The following is an 18972-nucleotide window of genomic DNA, read 5'->3' as shown; positions in this document are numbered from 1 at the left end:
AGCAAATTAACGCGCTTTTTGGAGGGGAAATGAAGAAAGTAGATAAAACTCAGGAATATCTCAACTGTATATTCTTCTTAAATCAAGACTATAGTGGGTTTTTGGCGTCTGAGTCCCCGATCGCGGGTGATTACCCCCTTGTCCAAATTGCTCATTCCAGCTTTAATCGCTGCGTTTGCCCACACCTGTAAATAGCAAGTGTGTAAGAAGAAGTTCCCAAACAGCTAAGGACACTGGCTAGCAGTGGGAAGCATCAAACAGCAGTGTCCAAGGGAAAATTTTACCAGGTTGACAAAGGAAGAGGCATGACTAAAGAAACATACATGGAACCCGCCTTTCTGTTGCCCGACTTGATTGAAATCCAGCGATCAAGCTTTCGCTGGTTTTTGGAAGAAGGGCTGATAGAAGAACTTAACTCCTTTAGTCCTATTACAGATTATACGGGCAAATTAGAACTGCATTTTTTGGGTCATAACTACAAACTCAAGGAGCCAAAGTACAGCGTCGAAGAAGCCAAACGGCGGGATAGCACTTATGCCGTTCAAATGTATGTTCCCACACGGTTGATTAATAAGGAAACCGGGGAAATCAAAGAGCAAGAGGTATTCATTGGCGATTTGCCTTTGATGACTGATCGCGGCACGTTTATTATTAACGGAGCCGAGCGGGTAATTGTCAACCAAATAGTGCGATCGCCAGGAGTCTACTACAAATCAGAAATCGACAAAAACGGGCGACGTACTTATTCAGCTAGCTTAATTCCCAACCGGGGAGCATGGCTGAAATTTGAAACAGACCGTAACGATTTAGTGTGGGTACGCATCGATAAAACCCGCAAACTCTCAGCGCAAGTACTACTAAAGGCTTTGGGTTTATCAGATAACGAAATCTTTGATGCCTTACGCCACCCCGAATATTTCCAGAAAACCATCGAAAAAGAAGGGCAGTTTTCTGAAGAAGAAGCCCTAATGGAGTTATATCGGAAACTGCGTCCTGGTGAACCACCCACAGTATTAGGTGGACAACAACTCCTAGACTCACGATTTTTTGACCCGAAACGTTATGACCTTGGTCGCGTCGGACGCTACAAGCTCAACAAGAAATTGCGCCTTTCTGTCCCAGACACAATGCGCGTTTTGACTGCTGGGGATATCTTGGCAGCCGTGGATTACCTGATCAACCTAGAATATGATATTGGTAATATCGATGACATTGACCATTTAGGTAACCGTCGGGTGAGAAGCGTCGGGGAATTGCTGCAAAACCAAGTGCGGGTAGGCTTAAACCGTTTAGAGAGAATCATTCGGGAACGGATGACTGTATCCGATGCTGAAGTGCTAACCCCTGCTTCCTTGGTGAACCCCAAACCATTGGTAGCAGCAATTAAAGAATTCTTTGGTTCCAGCCAGTTAAGTCAGTTCATGGATCAAACAAATCCCTTAGCAGAACTGACCCACAAACGCCGTCTGAGTGCCCTTGGCCCTGGTGGTTTAACCCGCGAACGCGCTGGGTTTGCCGTGCGGGATATTCATCCTAGTCACTATGGACGCATTTGCCCGATTGAGACACCAGAAGGACCCAACGCCGGATTGATTGGCTCGTTGGCAACCCATGCGCGGGTTAACCTGTATGGGTTTTTAGAAACACCTTTTAGACCTGTGGAAAATGGGCGAGTCAGATTTGATCTGCCTCCAGCCTATATGACAGCCGATGAAGAAGATGATCTGCGGGTTGCTCCTGGAGATATTCCTGTAGATGAAACCGGGCACATTATTGGACCACAAGTGCCAGTCCGCTATCGTCAAGAATTTTCCACCACAACACCAGAACAGGTGGACTACGTAGCAGTATCTCCAGTACAGATTGTGTCGGTAGCGACCAGCATGATTCCCTTCTTGGAGCATGATGACGCTAACCGAGCGCTGATGGGATCGAACATGCAACGTCAAGCAGTACCCCTGCTCAAACCAGAGCGCCCTCTGGTGGGTACAGGTTTGGAAGCGCAAGGAGCAAGAGACTCCGGGATGGTAATTGTATCGCGTACTGATGGCGATGTCACTTATGTGGATGCCACAGAAATTCGTGTCCGTCCTAAACCTAATACCTCAGAAATTAAATATACCCTTTCCAAGTACCAACGTTCCAACCAAGACACTTGTTTAAATCAGAAACCTCTCGTCCGCATTGGTGAACGGGTTGTTGCCGGTCAGGTGCTGGCTGATGGCTCCTCCACCGAAGGCGGTGAATTGGCACTGGGGCAAAATATCGTAGTTGCCTATATGCCTTGGGAAGGCTACAACTACGAAGACGCAATTTTAATCTCCGAAAGACTGGTGCAGGATGATGTCTACACCTCAATTCACATTGAAAAATATGAAATTGAAGCTAGACAGACAAAACTGGGGCCAGAAGAAATCACCAGAGAAATTCCCAACGTCGGGGAAGATGCCTTGCGTCAGTTGGATGAACAGGGAATCATTCGCATTGGGGCGTGGGTAGAAGCTGGGGATATCTTGGTAGGAAAAGTCACTCCCAAGGGTGAATCTGACCAACCGCCAGAAGAAAAACTGTTGCGGGCAATTTTCGGTGAAAAAGCGCGAGATGTGCGGGACAATTCCCTGCGAGTACCAAATGGTGAAAAAGGTCGCGTAGTTGATGTGCGCTTGTTTACTCGTGAACAAGGCGATGAACTGCCACCAGGAGCCAATATGGTAGTCCGGGTGTATGTTGCTCAAAAACGCAAAATCCAAGTTGGCGACAAAATGGCAGGACGCCACGGTAATAAAGGGATTATTTCTCGAATCTTACCAGCGGAAGATATGCCTTATTTGCCCGATGGTTCACCAGTGGATATTGTACTTAACCCCTTGGGTGTACCCAGCCGGATGAACGTCGGACAAGTATTTGAGTGCCTCTTGGGTTGGGCTGGTCAAACCTTGGGAGTGCGATTTAAGATTACTCCTTTTGATGAAATGTACGGTGAAGAGTCATCTCGCCGAATCGTGCATGGCAAATTGCAAGAAGCACGAGACGAAACAGGGAAAGACTGGGTATATAACCCAGATAACCCAGGCAAAATCATGGTGTATGACGGTCGTACAGGCGAACCCTTTGACCGAGCAATTACCATCGGTGTGGCTTACATGCTGAAGCTGGTGCATTTGGTCGATGATAAGATTCACGCACGTTCCACAGGCCCATACTCACTGGTGACTCAGCAACCCTTGGGTGGTAAAGCACAACAAGGTGGTCAGCGGTTTGGAGAAATGGAAGTCTGGGCATTGGAAGCCTTTGGTGCCGCTTACACCTTACAGGAATTGCTCACAGTTAAATCTGACGATATGCAAGGACGAAATGAAGCGTTAAATGCGATCGTTAAAGGTAAGGCAATTCCTCGGCCTGGAACGCCAGAGTCCTTTAAGGTGCTAATGCGCGAGTTGCAATCATTGGGGTTAGACATTGCCGTACACAAGGTAGAAACCCAAGCAGACGGCAGTTCTCTAGATGTGGAAGTCGATTTGATGGCAGACCAATCAGCCCGTCGCACACCTCCTCGGCCAACATACGAATCTCTTTCCCGCGAATCGCTGGAAGAAGACGAGTAAATAATTCGTAATTGATAATTCGTAATTCGTAATTAATTCTTAAATTACGAATTACGAATTAGAAATTGTTAATTACGAATTAAAAATTGTTAATTACGAATTACGAATTACGAATTAGAAATTAGAAAGATGAGACCTGCCCAAACTAATCAGTTTGACTACGTAAAAATCGGCTTGGCTTCCCCTGAACGGATTCGGCAGTGGGGTGAGAGAACATTGCCCAATGGCCAAGTAGTCGGTGAAGTTACCAAGCCAGAAACGATTAACTACCGAACTCTCAAGCCAGAGATGGATGGCTTGTTTTGTGAACGCATCTTTGGTCCTGCAAAAGATTGGGAATGCCATTGTGGTAAGTATAAAAGGGTTCGTCACAGAGGTATTGTCTGTGAACGCTGTGGGGTAGAAGTCACTGAGTCACGAGTGCGCCGTCACCGCATGGGCTATATTAAACTTGCCGCACCAGTAGCTCACGTTTGGTATCTCAAGGGTATTCCTAGCTATATTTCCATCCTGTTAGATATGCCCTTGCGGGATGTCGAGCAGATTGTCTATTTCAACTCTTATGTTGTCCTGAGTCCAGGTAATGCCGAAACTTTAACTTACAAACAGCTACTGAGTGAAGACCAGTGGTTGGAAATAGAAGACCAAATTTATAGCGAAGATTCTGTACTGCAAGGCGTAGAGGTAGGTATTGGGGCTGAAGCGCTGTTGCGTTTGCTTGCCGATATCAATTTGGAACAAGAAGCCGAAAGCCTACGCGAAGAAATTGGCAACGCCAAAGGACAAAAGAGAGCCAAGCTAATTAAGCGACTGCGGGTAATTGACAACTTCATCGCTACTGGTTCCAAACCAGAGTGGATGGTAATGGCAGTTATTCCCGTGATTCCCCCCGACTTGCGCCCAATGGTGCAACTAGATGGCGGACGGTTTGCCACCAGCGATTTAAATGATTTGTATCGGCGGGTAATTAACCGCAACAATCGTTTGGCACGCTTGCAAGAAATTTTGGCACCAGAAATTATTGTGCGGAACGAAAAGCGGATGCTGCAAGAAGCAGTGGATGCTTTGATTGACAATGGTCGTCGGGGACGCACTGTGGTAGGGGCAAATAACCGACCTCTAAAATCTTTGTCCGACATTATTGAGGGTAAGCAAGGGCGTTTCCGACAAAACTTGTTAGGTAAACGGGTTGACTACTCTGGACGTTCTGTAATTGTGGTCGGGCCAAAGCTGAAAATTCACCAGTGCGGTTTGCCTAGAGAAATGGCGATTGAGCTATTTCAACCATTTGTGATTAACCGCCTCATTCGTAGCGGCATGGTAAATAACATTAAAGCCGCGAAAAAGCTGATATCCCGCAATGATCCCAGTGTTTGGGATGTGCTGGAAGAGGTGATTGAAGGACACCCTGTAATGCTAAACCGGGCACCAACGTTGCACCGTTTGGGTATTCAGTCTTTTGAACCGATTTTAGTAGAAGGTAGAGCGATTCAACTGCATCCTCTGGTGTGTCCAGCATTTAACGCCGACTTTGACGGCGACCAAATGGCGGTACACGTCCCACTGTCGTTAGAAAGTCAGGCTGAGGCCCGGTTGTTGATGTTGGCTTCTAACAATATTTTGTCACCAGCCACGGGTAAACCCATCATCACGCCCAGCCAAGATATGGTATTGGGAGCCTATTACTTAACAGCAGAAAATCCCGGTGCGACAAAAGGTGCAGGAAAGTACTTTTCTTCGCTAGAGGATGTAATTATGGCTTTCCAGCAAGAGCAAATTGACTTGCACGCCTATATCTATGTGCGGTTTGACGGTGAAATAGAATCAGACCAACCGGACACAGAACCCTTGAAAGTGACGGAAAACGAGGATGGTACCCGCACATTACTCTATAAGTTCCGCCGAGTCAGACAAGACGCTAAGGGCAATGTAATTTCTCAGTATATATACACTACTCCTGGTCGCGTTATTTACAATAATGCGATTCAGGAAGCACTTGCGAGTTAATTTGTAATTTCTAATTCGTAATTCGTAATTAATTCTTCAATTACGAATTACGAACTACGAATTACGAATTATTAATTATTGATGACTCAGGACTAATGACTAATGACTAACGAAAAAATGATTTTTCGCAATCGGGTGGTTGATAAGGGTCAACTGAGAAATTTAATTTCTTGGGCCTTTACGCATTATGGTACGGCGCGAACCGCAGTGATGGCGGACAAACTGAAAGATTTGGGATTTCGCTACGCTACCAAAGCAGGGGTTTCCATCAGTGTAGATGACTTGATGGTGCCGCCAACTAAGCGATTGCTCTTAGAAGCAGCCGAAGAAGAAATTCGCGCCACCGAAACCCGTTACCAACGGGGAGAAATCACTGAAGTAGAACGCTTCCAAAAGGTAATTGATACCTGGAATGGTACCAGTGAAGCTTTGAAAGATGAAGTAGTCGTTCACTTCAAGAAGACTAATCCCTTGAACTCTGTGTACATGATGGCATTCTCCGGGGCACGGGGTAACATCTCTCAAGTCCGGCAATTGGTAGGGATGCGGGGACTGATGGCAGATCCTCAAGGGGAAATTATCGATTTGCCTATCAAAACCAACTTCCGTGAAGGACTCACTGTAACGGAATACATTATTTCGTCTTACGGTGCCAGAAAAGGATTAGTGGATACTGCCTTGCGGACGGCTGACTCTGGTTATCTCACCCGCCGTTTGGTGGACGTATCCCAGGATGTGATTATTCGGGAATTTGACTGTGGTACCACCAGAGGAATTCCAATTCGACCGATGACAGAAGGTGCCAAAACCTTGATCCCTCTTGGAACCCGCTTGATGGGACGGGTAATTGGCGAAGATGTGGTGCATCCGGTGACAAAAGAAGTAATTGCACCACGTAATACCCCAGTTTCTGAGGACTTGGCGAAGAAAATCGAAAAATCTGGGGTGGCAGAAGTTATGCTGCGATCGCCCCTAACTTGTGAAGCTGCACGTTCTGTCTGTCAACACTGCTACGGCTGGAGTTTGGCCCACGCCAAGATGGTAGACTTGGGCGAAGCTGTGGGGATTATTGCCGCCCAAAGTATTGGCGAACCTGGTACCCAGCTAACCATGCGGACATTCCACACAGGTGGGGTGTTTACTGGGGAAGTGGCGCAACAAGTTCGTTCTAAAATCGATGGAACTGTTAAGCTTCCCCGCAAACTGAAGACCAGAACATATCGTACCCGCCACGGGGAAGATGCCCTCTATGTTGAGGCTAATGGCATCATGCTTTTGGAGCCAACAAAAGTAGGTGATGTTACCCCAGAGAACCAAGAGGTTCATCTTACCCAAGGTTCAACACTATATGTATTTGATGGAAATAAGGTAAAACAAGGTCAGTTGTTGGCAGAAGTTGCCCTTGGTGGACGCACAACTCGGACTAATACAGAAAAAGCAGTTAAAGATGTAGCCTCTGACTTAGCAGGGGAAGTGCAATTTGCCGAAGTAGTCCCAGAACAAAAAACTGACCGTCAAGGTAATACCACAACCACAGCCGCACGCGGTGGCTTGATTTGGATTTTGTCTGGGGAAGTTTATAACTTGCCACCTGGTGCAGAATTGGTGGTCAAAAATGGTGATGCGATCGCCTCTAATGGAGTTTTAGCAGAAACCAAGTTAAGCAGTTTGCACGGCGGTGTCGTGCGCTTGCCAGAAGCTACCCCAGGTAAGAGTACCAGGGAAATTGAGATTATCACCGCTTCTGTGGTTTTAGACCAGGCAACGGTGACAGTCCAAAGTTCCCAAGGTCGTAATAACTACTTAGTCTCCACTGGCAATAGCCAAGTATTTAACCTCCGGGCTACACCAGGCACAAAAGTGCAAAATGGTCAAGTAGTAGCTGAGTTAATTGATGACCGCTATCGCACAACCACTGGTGGTTTCCTGAAATTCGCGGGTGTAGAAGTCCAGAAAAAAGGCAAAGCCAAGCTGGGTTATGAAGTCGTGCAGGGTGGTACCCTTTTGTGGATTCCCGAAGAAAGCCACGAAGTTAATAAAGATATCTCCTTGCTGTTGGTAGAAGACGGTCAGTTTGTGGAAGCTGGCACCGAGGTAGTAAAAGATATCTTCTGCCAAAACAGCGGTGTGGTAGAAGTCACCCAGAAAAACGACATCCTGCGGGAAGTGGTGGTGAAGCCAGGGGAACTGCTGATGGTGGACGATCCAGAATCAGTTATCGGGCGAGATAACACCTTCATCCAACCAGGTGAGGAATTTCAAGGCAACGTCGCCACAGAATTGCGCTATATCCAGTATGTAGAGACACCAGAAGGCCCCGCCCTGTTGAGTCGTCCAGTAGTTGAGTTTGCCGTACCGGATAATCCAGATGTGCCATCAACTACATCGGTGAGTCAACAAACTGGGCGATCGATTCAGTTGCGGGCAGTGCAGCGACTACCTTACAAAGATTCGGAACGCGTCAAATCTGTTGAAGGCGTGGAACTGCTGCGAACCCAGCTAGTGCTAGAAATTGAGCAAGAAGGTGAACAGGATCACAATGCTTCGCCTTTAGCAGCAGATATTGAATTGGTACAGGATACTGAAGACCCAGAAGTTCAGCGCTTGCAGCTAGTGATTTTGGAGTCCTTGGTAATTCGTCGAGACATTACTGCTGATGCCACCCAAGGTAGCACCCAGACAACACTTGAGGTACAAGATGGGCTTTCCATCGCCCCTGGATCTGTGGTAGCACGTACCCAAATCTTGTGTAAAGAAGGCGGGATAGTGCGGGGCGTCCGAAAAGGAACCGAAAATGTGCGTCGCTGCTTGGTCTTGCGCGATGCTGACAGGCTTACCATTAATACTAGTACTCAGCCAAAGGTGAAAGTGGGTGACTTGCTAGTAGAAGGTACAGAAGTTGCTCCTGGAGTTTTTGCCCCAGAATCAGGGCAAGTAGAAGATATCAAAAGTGCAGCTGCTGCATCTGCTGGGGAATCCGCTCTGAGTAATAAAAACTACGTTATTACTACCCGCATTGGTCGCCCTTATCGAGTCAGCCCTGGTGCTGTGTTGCAGATAGAAGATGGCGATTTGGTACAACGGGGTGATAACTTGGTGTTGTTGGTGTTTGAACGCGCCAAAACCGGAGATATTATTCAAGGTTTGCCCCGGATTGAGGAACTGCTTGAAGCTCGTAAACCTAAAGAAGCGTGCATTTTATGTCGCCGAGCGGGTGAAGTTAAGGTAGTTTACGCTGAAAGTGGTGATGAAGCGATCGCTATCAAGGTCGTAGAATCAAATGGCGTGGTAACTGATTATCCTCTAGGCCCAGGACAAAATTTGATAGTACCAGATGGAGCGACTGTGTTAGCGGGACAACCATTAACCGATGGTCCATCCAACCCCCACGAAATTTTGGAAATTTTCTTTAGCCTGGGTTCCGAAGATGGAATCTATGCTTGTGCTAGCCATGCTTTGCAGAAAGTACAGTCATTCTTGGTAAATGAAGTGCAAATGGTGTATCAATCTCAAGGGATTGATATTTCCGATAAGCATATTGAAGTCATTGTTCGCCAGATGACCAACAAAGTCAGAATTGATGATGGTGGTGACACCACCATGCTTCCTGGTGAATTGGTAGAACTGCGCCAAGTTGAGCAGGTGAACGAAGCTATGGCAATTACAGGCGGTGCGCGGGCACAGTATACTCCAGTATTGTTGGGTATCACCAAAGCATCGTTGAACACCGACAGCTTTATTTCCGCCGCATCCTTCCAAGAGACAACACGGGTACTTACCGAAGCAGCGATCGAAGGCAAATCCGACTGGCTGCGCGGCTTAAAGGAAAACGTGATTATCGGGCGATTGATTCCGGCTGGTACTGGGTACAATACTTATGATGAACCTGGTGCGATCGATGATTATGCTGCTGAAATTACCAGTAGTGTCTTGGATGAAGTTGATGATCCCCTGGATATGGTCTTAGATGATCGTACAGCTCGCACCTATAATTTAGATTCTCCTACTCTTGGGGAATCTGGTTTTGGTAGCAGACGTGCAGAAAGGTCAGTTCTAGATGACGAAGATGAATTAATCGCCGATGAAGTAGCAGACGACGACGATTACGAGGAAGAAGAGGAAGACGAGGAAGATGATTTCGACGACGAGTAGAGACTTGAAATTTTTCGTCTCTATTAAAAGGTAAAAACTAAAAAGGCAAAAGAAAATCTTCTTTTGCCTTTTTATTTTGCTCTCTAAAAACACATTTTTAAATCCTCAAGATTCTGGTTCTGGCTTTCGAGCTAGTAGTCAGTCAATTACGGCGATTCAAAAGTAACATCCTCATAGAAATCTGCAACAGAACACCGAAAATCTACACTAGCCAGATGAATGATATCTTCTTGTCCATATGGATAAAGTACCCATCGTTTCTCTGGGTTACGACGAAAACACTCAACATTTAACCGAGTTTGACTGACAAGTACATATTCCTGAAGCGACTCCATCTGTCGGTAGTCAGCAAATTTATCACCTCGGTCAAAGGCTTCTATTGTCGGAGATAGCACTTCTACAATTAAGCAGGGGTAACGTAGAAAGTTATCAAAAGCTCTATCTCGTTGGTCACAACTGACTATAATATCGGGGTAGTAATAGATGTTAATCGACTCAATATGTGCTTTGGTGTCTGAGATATAAGCCTGACAAGCACTCCCGCGCAAATGATTTCTCAACATTGAAGCAATATTAAGAGAAATAATGACATGAGCATTACTTGCCCCTGCCATTGCATAAACCTGTCCTTGTCTATATTCATGCTTGATAGGACTAGTTTCTTCTCCTTTTAGATAGTCTTCTGGAGATATATAGCTAGAATTTGGAGTTGCAACCATCTGTAATAAGCTTGTGTGATGCCTTGTATGTAGTTTAAGAGAAGCTTGACGGCTAAGTCCGCTAAGTACACGTCACCATAAATCTAGCAATAGCTAGATGCTGCAATTCTCTCAAGAGCTATAATCTACATCTGTTGCACCGAGAGATTAACTTGTGGATGTCATATTAGAACGATCGCACCAATTAAAACAAGCCTTAGTTGATTTTGTTCTTGATGCTGAAGGCGAACTGGCACAAGCACTGGAAACTTATGCAGCCGCACAGTTGCGTCGTGGAAGTGGGGATAGTACACAGCAGGACTTAATCATCGATAGCTTTCTGACAGCCGGGAAAGTTGGTGATAAGTCACCATTAGAGTTGTTTATCGAAAGCAATCCAGATTTAGACCAGAGCGATCGCAACCTGATCAACAGTTGGCATCATAGTTTTATTGGCTTATTTGCCATTACCAACATCTTACCTGATGGCTTTGAATTGACGAACTGGTTGACAGATAAACGCTACATCGTCAAGCCAAACAATACTCAAACATTACAGGCAATATCTCGATTGAAAGTCGGAGAAATCTTGCTCACTCGCATTTCTCCCGTTACCGATAGCTACTGGATGTTATCTGGCCCCTACACAATAATGGGTAAATTAGGTAAACCAAAACTTGCTGTAGCAATTGGTAATTTCAAAGAAAACTATAAAAGTAATCTTTACAGCGATGCTCCAGACTTGCTAGAAGAAGCTTGGCAGTCAGTAGAAAAATATCATCAGCAGTTTGTGGACTTTTTTGGTACTGATGAAATCACACTATCTGGATACCATTTGAATAAAAAAATAGCGGAATTTCAAGAAGTAATTACTGAAAAAACTTTTGCAGCCGCAGGAATTGATACTTCCAAATCTCTTGCTGAAGTGGCAGAAGCAGCTGGCATTGGCGACGAGGAAATAAAAGCCGCAGCAGAAGAGTTTGGTGCAGATTCCAACGTAGTCTCTGAAATGTTTAACAGCAAAGGCGGCAATAGCAAAATGGTGATGCCAAAGGTTGATTTGCCTGCTGAACTCAAAAAAGCAGAACAGGTAACGGCTCTTTCTCATCCCCGTTGGGGACAAATGTTTTTACCAACATATAGTAAGGTACAAGCAATCTTATCGGCAGAGGACTGGCAAAGTGTTCAAGGATCTGAAAAACTAGTTCGCTACTACCTTGAAGATAAAAGTATTAATGCCTTTATTTGGCATCGATTAGCGCAACAATATCCAACTCAATTAGAAAATGTGTTGCAAACATTTTTGCAACGTCCAGAGTTTAGGCTTGAAAGTGACTTGGATACACTTTTGCAAGAATTCCACAAACCTATTGAACCAGAGTTGCCAGACATTGCCAGTGTACCCATACATTTGCATAACTTATTTCAGGAAGCTTTAGGAGAAGTTAACAAATCGAAGCCCAAGGGTAAGGGGCAACAAAAGCCAGCAAAGGGTTTTCAACGAGGATAACAAATATATCCAACATCTCACTCTACCTACTTAGGGTTATATGGTTTCCAAAGTAGAGCCTTTTGTTGGAGCGTACAGTTAGCTGTACGCTCCAAGTGCCTATTGGGTAAAATCAGTGTCAAAAACGAGATGAAAACGGGATAGTTAGATTTAAACATCGATAGATAGCAAGTGAGCAATCTCACCTACGATTTCCTCTGGACTCTCAAGCTTGACTAGAAATCGATTAAAACCAGCATTCAAAGCCTTATAACTTGAAACCTCGCGTGTATAAGAAGTGATAGCGATCGCAGGCAACTGTCTTAAGAATGGACAAGAATGCACTCGAATTTGCTCAATTAACCAATTGCCATCATGATCGGGCAGCTTTACATTGCACAGCAGAATATCGGGATGAAGCGATTCTACCAAGGCAAGGGCTGCTTCTGCATCGGTTAAAGCCATCACCTCTGCACCTGCTGCCTCCAAAATAAAGATGAGCAAATCTGCAATATCTGGCTCATCCTCTACCAGTAAAATCAGGGTTCCAACAAGCCGCTGGAGCGAATTTAACTCAGTTTCTTGATTGATTTTTTGATCGGTTGCCATGCCGTCCCTTTATTGCCTGTTGTGGTTTACTATTTCTATTGCAACGCATAGAGCGGAATAAATATTCACCCTAAATACACAAATCTGGGGTGAAAAGCACTTTTGTATAGTTAAATTTCTTAACATTCTCTCTAACATTTTTAGGTTTTGGTGATGGCTTTTTGTAGTGTTCACAAAGTTGACTAATATTTTTTGGTAATAGGTAATTGGAGAAAAGCTATTACCCATTACCCATGACTCATTACCGAGGTTCAGCTTGAGTTAAAACTGTTAATACTTGCGGTGGTGTGGCATCCGGCGGATAGAGAAAGTCAACTTCTACTAAAGAGCGATCGCCTGCTTTCATATTTAATAAAACTAACGGTTCCCCTGGTTGACCTCTCTTTTGTACTAAATGCACAAATTGAGTTTGTGGCTGATTTTGCTCATTTTTGTAACGTACCCGTACTGTACCTCGAAAGAATACTTGACGGGCTGGTGTAGTAAAAAAGCGTAACCCTGGTTTGACTAACTGATCCTCCTTGAGTGGTGTTTGTATGGATACACTAACAGTTTGAGGACTTTGAGTATTGTTGTATAGCGGCAACTTGAGATTATATTGAATTCCATAGTTGCCATGAGCGCGATATGCGGTATCAGGATAGCGCACCAGCATAGGCGCACTTTGAATTTGACCCGTTCCTAAAGTACCGCCATGCAGGCTACTTAGAGCGTAAGAAAACGCTTGACCAGCCTGGGGAATAGTTAGATACCTGGCTTTAGGATTATCTACTAATAAGGCTCTCCATCGTGAACCAGCAGCCACTCCAGCAACACGCCCATAAATTCTTGGCTTGTCAGTTTCCTCTAAGGGAGTGGGGGTTTTATCGCGTGACCCAGACACATCACTATTATTGAGTAAATTTTGCCACTCTTCCAAAGTAGGTGATCGCTCACTGCCATCGGGATTCACACGCGCAAACATGGCTAGGCTGGCTGCATAGACAGTGCCATTACTTTGCAGTCGCATGAACGTAGACCGACCATTGAGGGGTGGTGTCAATCCCTGCACCGGAATTGGTAAATTTAGTAACATCTGACTTTGCCCTGCTGGAATCTCAATTTGGGCAGGGAAAATTTCTTGTCGCCGTCCCCTCAGCACATCAGACATGACGCGATCGCCTGGACCTGCAAAAACTTTACCTAAAAGATTTTGGCTAAAGGATGGTAATTGAATAAATGGTGCATCTGGTTGACTCAAATAACTCGCCGCCTGCCAAATATTCAGCTTCACTGGTTCCGAAGCAGGGTTATGCAAAATTATTCCTAAATAAAGAGAACGCAAATTCTCTGGTGGTTCAGCCTTAGCAACGTGATGGGCAAAAATATCAAATCGTCCCCGAAAGGGAAAATTCAGATGCGCCGTTGGCACTTTTTTGTCATCTGGTGGAAAGGTGGAGAGTAAAATTCCTTCTTTCAACACCAATTCTGGACTATTGCTGTTAAACGTTGGCACTGTATCCAACTGGCCTGGTAAAGGACGTACTTCTTGTAGTTGCACAACTTCTTCAGGTGGTGGCGTGGCAGGAGTTGATTGGGCAATTGGGAAAATTAGTAACAATGGCAACATATACTTAGATATTTCTTTCACCATACAGACATTAACAACTTGATGAAAGTGCCAATTTGTTAATAAATAATATGAAATCTGCAAGAATCCACATCAAATTTTCTTGATTGAGAACCGAAACGTAGACAAATATACAACGTACCGTGAGTTTGTTTTGGCTTAAGTACTCTCTGTGAGACACTATGCGAACACAGACAAATTTACCGCAGTCGTGGCTAATCTCAATTGCCCCTGCTCCCACCACTAATTTTTCTAAATCAATTGCTCTCTGCAAAACAATTTCTCTACAGCTTAAGTAGAGCAGCGTAAATAATTCAAGGTTTGTAGTGAGAACTAAAGTTCTCAAATAAGGGCTGAAGCCCTGACTACAAAATAATTTCAATATTTTTTACATTACTTAATCTAATTTGATTTATTCTCGCCTACTTACTTAGCAACTGCTTCCACACTTAATTGTGTACGGCTTGCAGCCATGCCACAACAGACGATGTAATCAGGTTTAATTGCGTTGCATTGCATTGATTTTTTCATTACCTGAGTACTGGCAAGTTGCACATCTACGGGTAACTAGCGTAAAAAACTTAAGTCATCTGGTATCAGATCAAGTTTGGTAACTTCAAATAATAAATCATCAGAATAATTCGACTGTTGATATTTTCGCCAATTGTCAAAAGAAGTTAATAGAATTCTTTTCTTCATAACAAATATTATTTAGAATAGAAAAACCCTCCATAATAAATTTACAAGGAGCAGGTAAATGCCAGTAATTGCGGTCGTAGACTACGAGATGGGAAATTTGCATTCAGTCTGCAAAGGCTTGGAAAAAGCTGGGGCAACTCCTAATGTTACTTATTCTCCAAAGGAATTAGAGCAGGCAGATGCAATAGTTCTGCCGGGAGTAGGAGCATTTGATCCAGCAGTGCAACACCTGCGAGCGCGTGGTTTGGAACAACCTATTAAAGAAGCGATCGCATCTGGTAAACCTTTCTTAGGAATTTGTCTAGGATTGCAAATTCTCTTTGAATCAAGTGCAGAAGGCACCCAACCAGGATTAGGAATTATTAAAGGAAAAGTGCGGCGGTTTCGTCCAGAACCTGACATTACTATTCCTCACATGGGTTGGAATCAACTGGAAATGACTCAGGCAAAAAGTATTTTGTGGGAGCATTTGCCGTCCGATCCTTGGGTATATTTTGTCCATTCTTACTATGTTGATCCAATAGATCCGCAAATCCGTGCAGCAACCATCACTCACGGTACTCAAACCGTCACAGCTGCGATCGCCCATGAAAACCTGATGGCAGTGCAATTTCACCCCGAAAAATCCTCTAATATTGGATTGCAAATCCTGTCTAATTTTGTTGCTCAAGTCCGCGAAAAAATTCCTGCCTAATACTTTTTTTGTGATTTTTCTTTTGTTGTTTGTCCTTTTTCATTTGTTAATAAATGAAAATGGCTAATGACCAATGAATAACAACCAATCCATCATGAGCCTGAGGATTTACGGCAATCGCCAGCTAAAAACTTTACCAGGAAAAGAAACTAGGCCCACCAGTGCGCGGGTCAGGGAGGCAGTGTTTAATATTTGGCAGGGAGAAATTGCAGGTTGTTACTGGCTAGATTTGTGCGCCGGTACTGGTTCAATGGGCGCAGAGGCTTTGTGTAGAGGAGCCAGCCTAGTAGTGGGAATTGAACAATCGAGCCGAGCCTGTGCCACCATCCAACAAAATTGGCAACAGGTAGCTAATGTCGAGCAAGAACTTCGGGTATTGCGGGGAGATATTGTCCAACAGTTAAAGAACTTATCAGGCAAGCAATTCAATAGAATTTACTTTGATCCACCTTATGCCAGTGGATTGTACCAGCCAGTATTAGAAGCGATCGCTCACTATCAACTTTTAGATCCTAGCGGTGAAATCGCAGTTGAACACGCCTCACAAGGTTGGACACCGCCAGAGATTCCCAATTGGGAAATTTGCCGCGAGAAAATTTACGGCAACACATCACTTACTTTCTACAGAATTGTGAAATGAGAAAAGATTAGGGGGAGACAAAGGAGCAGGAGGAGAAAATTTTCCCTTGTCCCCCTCATCTCCCCACTCAAAACTCAACACTCAAAACTCAGCACTCCTTACCCTCCTAACTGATTGGGGCGCTTGTATTGCTTATAGGCAGCATAAAACAGTCCGGCGAGGGTGACGAAAACTAAACCAAGGACAATACCTGATAGCAGGGGCTCAACCACTGTAAATCTCCTCTTTGTATTTATTAAATATTCGTTGCCTGTTTTTGATTTTACCAAATTTGGTATGAATCCTGCGCCCTACAGCCTTTTTGGAGGGCAACTGCCCACAAGAAAATAGTCTTCTGTGCTTGCAGACACAATCAAGAACTTTTAAGCTATGTGTAGGAAATAAAAACTTTTTAGCACACCTAGACTTTCACAGCAAACCTTTTGGATAACCAGATTACCAAACCTGAAATTTTGATTCAGCGGATCGTTTTATTGACGCTGGCTATACTGCTAGCAGTCCCTTTGGGCTTTTTTGGTGTTCAGTTGGTTCAAGCCTCCGATCCATACGTCAAGAGTGTTCTATCCTTAACAGGAAACTCAGTTCAAGGACACGCGATCTTTCAAATTAACTGTGCTGGTTGTCATGGCTTGGAAGCAGATGGGCGAGTAGGACCCAGTTTGCAAGCTGTCTCAAAGCACAAGTCTCGATATGGACTGATTCACCAAGTGATAAGTGGCGAAACGCCGCCAATGCCAAAATTTCAACCTAGCGCCCAAGAAATGGCAGATCTTTTGAATTATTTAGAGTCGTTATAGACCTTAGATTTTTGGTTGCGGGATACATAAATCTCTCATAGAAAAAAGCAGCATATCCTATGTTGCCTTTTTCCATCTCTAAGAACTTTTAACAGACGACGGGAATTTTTATAGATGTGCAAAGCAAGCGCGGTCTGTCAGCAGCAGTCCATATGCGGGGTGCACCTTCAGAATGAAACAAAGCTGAGTTAGAGCCAGCATTGCTGTTTAACTAAAAACTCCTTTGTTAGGAGAGGGTTATCTCAAAGCACCCTAGCTCAGTCTGATAACTTCATCTTCTAAGTTGCAGTGGCGACAAGTGTGATTAGTTCTTTGTCCTTGTCTTTACATCTGAATCGGATTTACGTATTATCTTTGATAAAAACTCATATAAACTGTATATTTTAAAGTATGTTAGTAAGTCACTATTTAATTATTGCGAAAGTAAGGTACGCTAATCTTAATCGGTAGGATTAAGACAAAAGCTCCCAATGAATGGGCTATGGTTTAGCTTCTTTGACAGACCAGATATTCTTAAGATGCCCGAAAGCTAATGACTGAAGCCATCCAAATCGGTAATCGTACAATCACAGCTAGTGAACTGATTTCCTTACTGACAAGTTACCAAATGCTGCCACAGTTGCAGCGCGAATTTATCATCGATGAGGCGATAGAGCAAAACTCACGCTCCGCGAAGGTAGCTATAGAGTGTACACCAGAGGAAGTAGCCCAAGCTAAACAGCAGTTTTACGCTGAAAAACAGTTCAAAAATGAAGAAGACATCCAGGCTTGGATGGCACATCAAGGGCTGAATCCCGAACAACTAGAAGTTATTACCACTCGTAAGCTTAAAATTGAAAAATTCAAGCAAGCCACTTGGGGTAATAAACTGGAATCCTACTTTTTTCAGTCAAAGGCAAAACTTGACAAAGTAATTTATTCTCTGCTGCGAACCCAGGATGTGGGAATTTCCCAAGAACTTTACTTCCGGATTCAGGCAAAAGAAAACTCTTTTGCTGACTTAGCGCGGGAATACTCACTTGGACCAGAAGCCCAAACTGGTGGCTTGGTAGGTCCAATCGAACTGAATGCACTACATCCAGTAATGGTGCAAATGCTTTCTAGCAGTCAACCAGGCCAAATATTGCCTCCTACCCGCATCGCTGAATGGTTTGTGATTTTGCGGCTGGAAAAATTTATCCCCGCACAACTGGATGAATTTATGAAAGCGCGGCTGCTGAATGAACTCTTTGAAACCTGGCTACAAGAACAGCAAAAGCAAATCATGTCTAGACCACAAGGCGAGGGGAGCATAGGAAGACAGGGAGAGAGCGATAAAACTTTAACCTAACCCTCTTCTGTCACTTTGCGGAGTCAGCAAGTAATCACTAAGTGAAATTATCCAGAAGCGTAATAGGGTTTAAACCCACATTCCGCCCCCTAACTGTTACAAGTACATTAGTAATTAACAAATTTGTAGTAAATCAAATTCATAGCCTGACTCACTTGGATCTTTATCTACTGTTTCTAATAATTTATCTATATAAACTTGGTTAGCTTTTCTATATTCTCTTTTTATTCTTCCGTCTTCTAAGCTTTCTATCTTATTTGGATCTCCATGCACGCACCAATATGCTACTGTTCGACGATAGCAACCAATTACTAACGCTATCTCTTCTTGCGTCCTCCCATCATTCATCAATAATAGTATCAAAGCTAGCTCTCTCATTTCAAAGTGATCGCTTTGTTTTAACAACTGTTGTAGATGTTATTTTTGTTCTAACTTAGAAAGCCAATAGCCAGCATAACAACCTGTACCCGAAGTTATATTCATCTTTATTATATGCAAATTGTAGGTACAACAGCTTAGCTCAAAGTATTGAGGGGATATAACAAAAGCCTCCTCAAGAAATCATGAGGGGGCTTTGATATAAAAATGAATCCTGGCATCGAGCTATTTTTGCGTAGGGCTACCCCTAAACTATCGTGGCCGC

General features: G+C 44.1%; 13 protein-coding genes and 1 pseudogene. 8 read left to right on the top strand and 6 right to left on the bottom strand.

Annotation, left to right across the window (positions count from 1 at the left end; translation table 11 throughout):
• Window positions 1–305 precede the first annotated feature (305 nt).
• The 3 genes from rpoB (at window position 306) to ACEYW6_RS16185 (ending at window position 9764) form a co-directional block, all read left to right on the top strand.
• The gene (gene rpoB, locus ACEYW6_RS16195; protein ID WP_196513532.1) at window positions 306–3605 is read left to right on the top strand and encodes a DNA-directed RNA polymerase subunit beta; all 3300 of its coding nucleotides are present in this window, start codon (window positions 306–308) and stop codon (window positions 3603–3605) included.
• 129 nt (window positions 3606–3734) lie between these two features.
• Window positions 3735–5612 (top strand): DNA-directed RNA polymerase subunit gamma, encoded by a 1878-nt coding sequence (locus ACEYW6_RS16190; RefSeq protein ID WP_196513533.1) that lies wholly within the window; start codon window positions 3735–3737, stop codon window positions 5610–5612.
• A 102-nt stretch (window positions 5613–5714) separates the two neighbouring features.
• Window positions 5715–9764 (top strand): DNA-directed RNA polymerase subunit beta'', encoded by a 4050-nt coding sequence (locus ACEYW6_RS16185; protein ID WP_196513534.1) that lies wholly within the window; start codon window positions 5715–5717, stop codon window positions 9762–9764.
• 146 nt (window positions 9765–9910) lie between these two features.
• Here ACEYW6_RS16185 and ACEYW6_RS16180 read toward each other — a convergent pair whose 3' ends face one another.
• A complete protein-coding gene (locus ACEYW6_RS16180) occupies window positions 9911–10483 on the bottom strand; it encodes a Uma2 family endonuclease (RefSeq protein WP_412980513.1) in 573 nt (190 codons plus the stop codon).
• Window positions 10484–10637: 154 nt separating this feature from the next.
• On the opposite strand from ACEYW6_RS16180, the gene ACEYW6_RS16175 reads away from it, so the two are divergent.
• The gene (locus ACEYW6_RS16175) at window positions 10638–11972 is read left to right on the top strand and encodes a hypothetical protein (protein WP_412980512.1); all 1335 of its coding nucleotides are present in this window, start codon (window positions 10638–10640) and stop codon (window positions 11970–11972) included.
• A gap of 150 nt (window positions 11973–12122) precedes the next feature.
• Here ACEYW6_RS16175 and ACEYW6_RS16170 read toward each other — a convergent pair whose 3' ends face one another.
• The 3 genes and pseudogenes from ACEYW6_RS16170 to ACEYW6_RS16160 form a co-directional block, all read right to left on the bottom strand.
• Window positions 12123–12560: a response regulator gene (locus ACEYW6_RS16170; RefSeq protein ID WP_412980511.1), complete on the bottom strand. Its 438-nt coding sequence runs from the start codon at window positions 12558–12560 to the stop codon at window positions 12123–12125.
• A 241-nt stretch (window positions 12561–12801) separates the two neighbouring features.
• Window positions 12802–14169 (bottom strand): DUF3370 domain-containing protein, encoded by a 1368-nt coding sequence (locus ACEYW6_RS16165; protein WP_412980587.1) that lies wholly within the window; start codon window positions 14167–14169, stop codon window positions 12802–12804.
• A 432-nt stretch (window positions 14170–14601) separates the two neighbouring features.
• Window positions 14602–14868, bottom strand: a pseudogene (locus ACEYW6_RS16160) (peptidase C15); the annotation flags it as partial.
• A gap of 58 nt (window positions 14869–14926) precedes the next feature.
• On the opposite strand from ACEYW6_RS16160, the gene hisH reads away from it, so the two are divergent.
• Entirely contained in the window at window positions 14927–15562 is a 636-nt protein-coding gene (gene hisH / locus ACEYW6_RS16155) for an imidazole glycerol phosphate synthase subunit HisH (RefSeq protein ID WP_190897094.1), read from the top strand.
• A gap of 94 nt (window positions 15563–15656) precedes the next feature.
• Complete coding sequence (rsmD, locus tag ACEYW6_RS16150; protein WP_412980586.1) at window positions 15657–16202, top strand: 16S rRNA (guanine(966)-N(2))-methyltransferase RsmD; 546 nt, start codon at window positions 15657–15659, stop codon at window positions 16200–16202.
• 98 nt (window positions 16203–16300) lie between these two features.
• On the opposite strand, the gene petG is transcribed toward rsmD, so the two are convergent.
• A complete protein-coding gene (petG, locus tag ACEYW6_RS16145) occupies window positions 16301–16414 on the bottom strand; it encodes a cytochrome b6-f complex subunit V (RefSeq protein ID WP_063721252.1) in 114 nt (37 codons plus the stop codon).
• Window positions 16415–16624: 210 nt separating this feature from the next.
• Between petG and ACEYW6_RS16140 the strand changes: the two genes are divergently transcribed.
• Together ACEYW6_RS16140 and ACEYW6_RS16135 are read left to right on the top strand one after the other, a co-directional pair.
• The gene (locus ACEYW6_RS16140; RefSeq protein WP_196513540.1) at window positions 16625–16999 is read left to right on the top strand and encodes a c-type cytochrome; all 375 of its coding nucleotides are present in this window, start codon (window positions 16625–16627) and stop codon (window positions 16997–16999) included.
• 532 nt (window positions 17000–17531) lie between these two features.
• Window positions 17532–18329 carry a peptidylprolyl isomerase gene (locus ACEYW6_RS16135; RefSeq protein WP_412980510.1) on the top strand — a complete coding sequence of 266 codons (798 nt, stop codon included), beginning with the start codon at window positions 17532–17534 and terminating at the stop codon, window positions 18327–18329.
• A 114-nt stretch (window positions 18330–18443) separates the two neighbouring features.
• Here the strand turns inward: ACEYW6_RS16135 and ACEYW6_RS16130 are convergent, their stop codons facing one another.
• Window positions 18444–18707, bottom strand: a complete 264-nt coding sequence (locus ACEYW6_RS16130; protein WP_412980509.1) for a hypothetical protein — start codon at window positions 18705–18707, stop codon at window positions 18444–18446.
• Between the last annotated feature and the right edge of the window lie 265 nt (window positions 18708–18972).

Source organism: Nostoc sp. UIC 10607, from assembly GCF_047228265.1.
GTDB classification, from domain to species: Bacteria; Cyanobacteriota; Cyanobacteriia; order Cyanobacteriales; family Nostocaceae; genus Nostoc; species Nostoc foliaceum_A.
This window is presented reverse-complemented; position numbering and strand designations above follow the sequence as displayed.

Excerpts from the sequence above, each read along its gene's own strand:
- rpoB (WP_196513532.1), top strand. The coding sequence starts at position 306 with ATGACTAAAGAAACATACATGGAACCCGCCTTTCTGTTGCCCGACTTG.
- ACEYW6_RS16190 (WP_196513533.1), top strand. The coding sequence starts at position 3,735 with ATGAGACCTGCCCAAACTAATCAGTTTGACTACGTAAAAATCGGCTTG.
- ACEYW6_RS16185 (WP_196513534.1), top strand. The coding sequence starts at position 5,715 with ATGACTAACGAAAAAATGATTTTTCGCAATCGGGTGGTTGATAAGGGT.
- ACEYW6_RS16180 (WP_412980513.1), bottom strand. The coding sequence starts at position 10,483 with ATGGTTGCAACTCCAAATTCTAGCTATATATCTCCAGAAGACTATCTA.
- ACEYW6_RS16170 (WP_412980511.1), bottom strand. The coding sequence starts at position 12,560 with ATGGCAACCGATCAAAAAATCAATCAAGAAACTGAGTTAAATTCGCTC.
- ACEYW6_RS16165 (WP_412980587.1), bottom strand. The coding sequence starts at position 14,169 with ATGTTGCCATTGTTACTAATTTTCCCAATTGCCCAATCAACTCCTGCC.
- hisH (WP_190897094.1), top strand. The coding sequence starts at position 14,927 with ATGCCAGTAATTGCGGTCGTAGACTACGAGATGGGAAATTTGCATTCA.
- rsmD (WP_412980586.1), top strand. The coding sequence starts at position 15,657 with ATGAGCCTGAGGATTTACGGCAATCGCCAGCTAAAAACTTTACCAGGA.
- ACEYW6_RS16135 (WP_412980510.1), top strand. The coding sequence starts at position 17,532 with ATGACTGAAGCCATCCAAATCGGTAATCGTACAATCACAGCTAGTGAA.
- ACEYW6_RS16130 (WP_412980509.1), bottom strand. The coding sequence starts at position 18,707 with ATGAGAGAGCTAGCTTTGATACTATTATTGATGAATGATGGGAGGACG.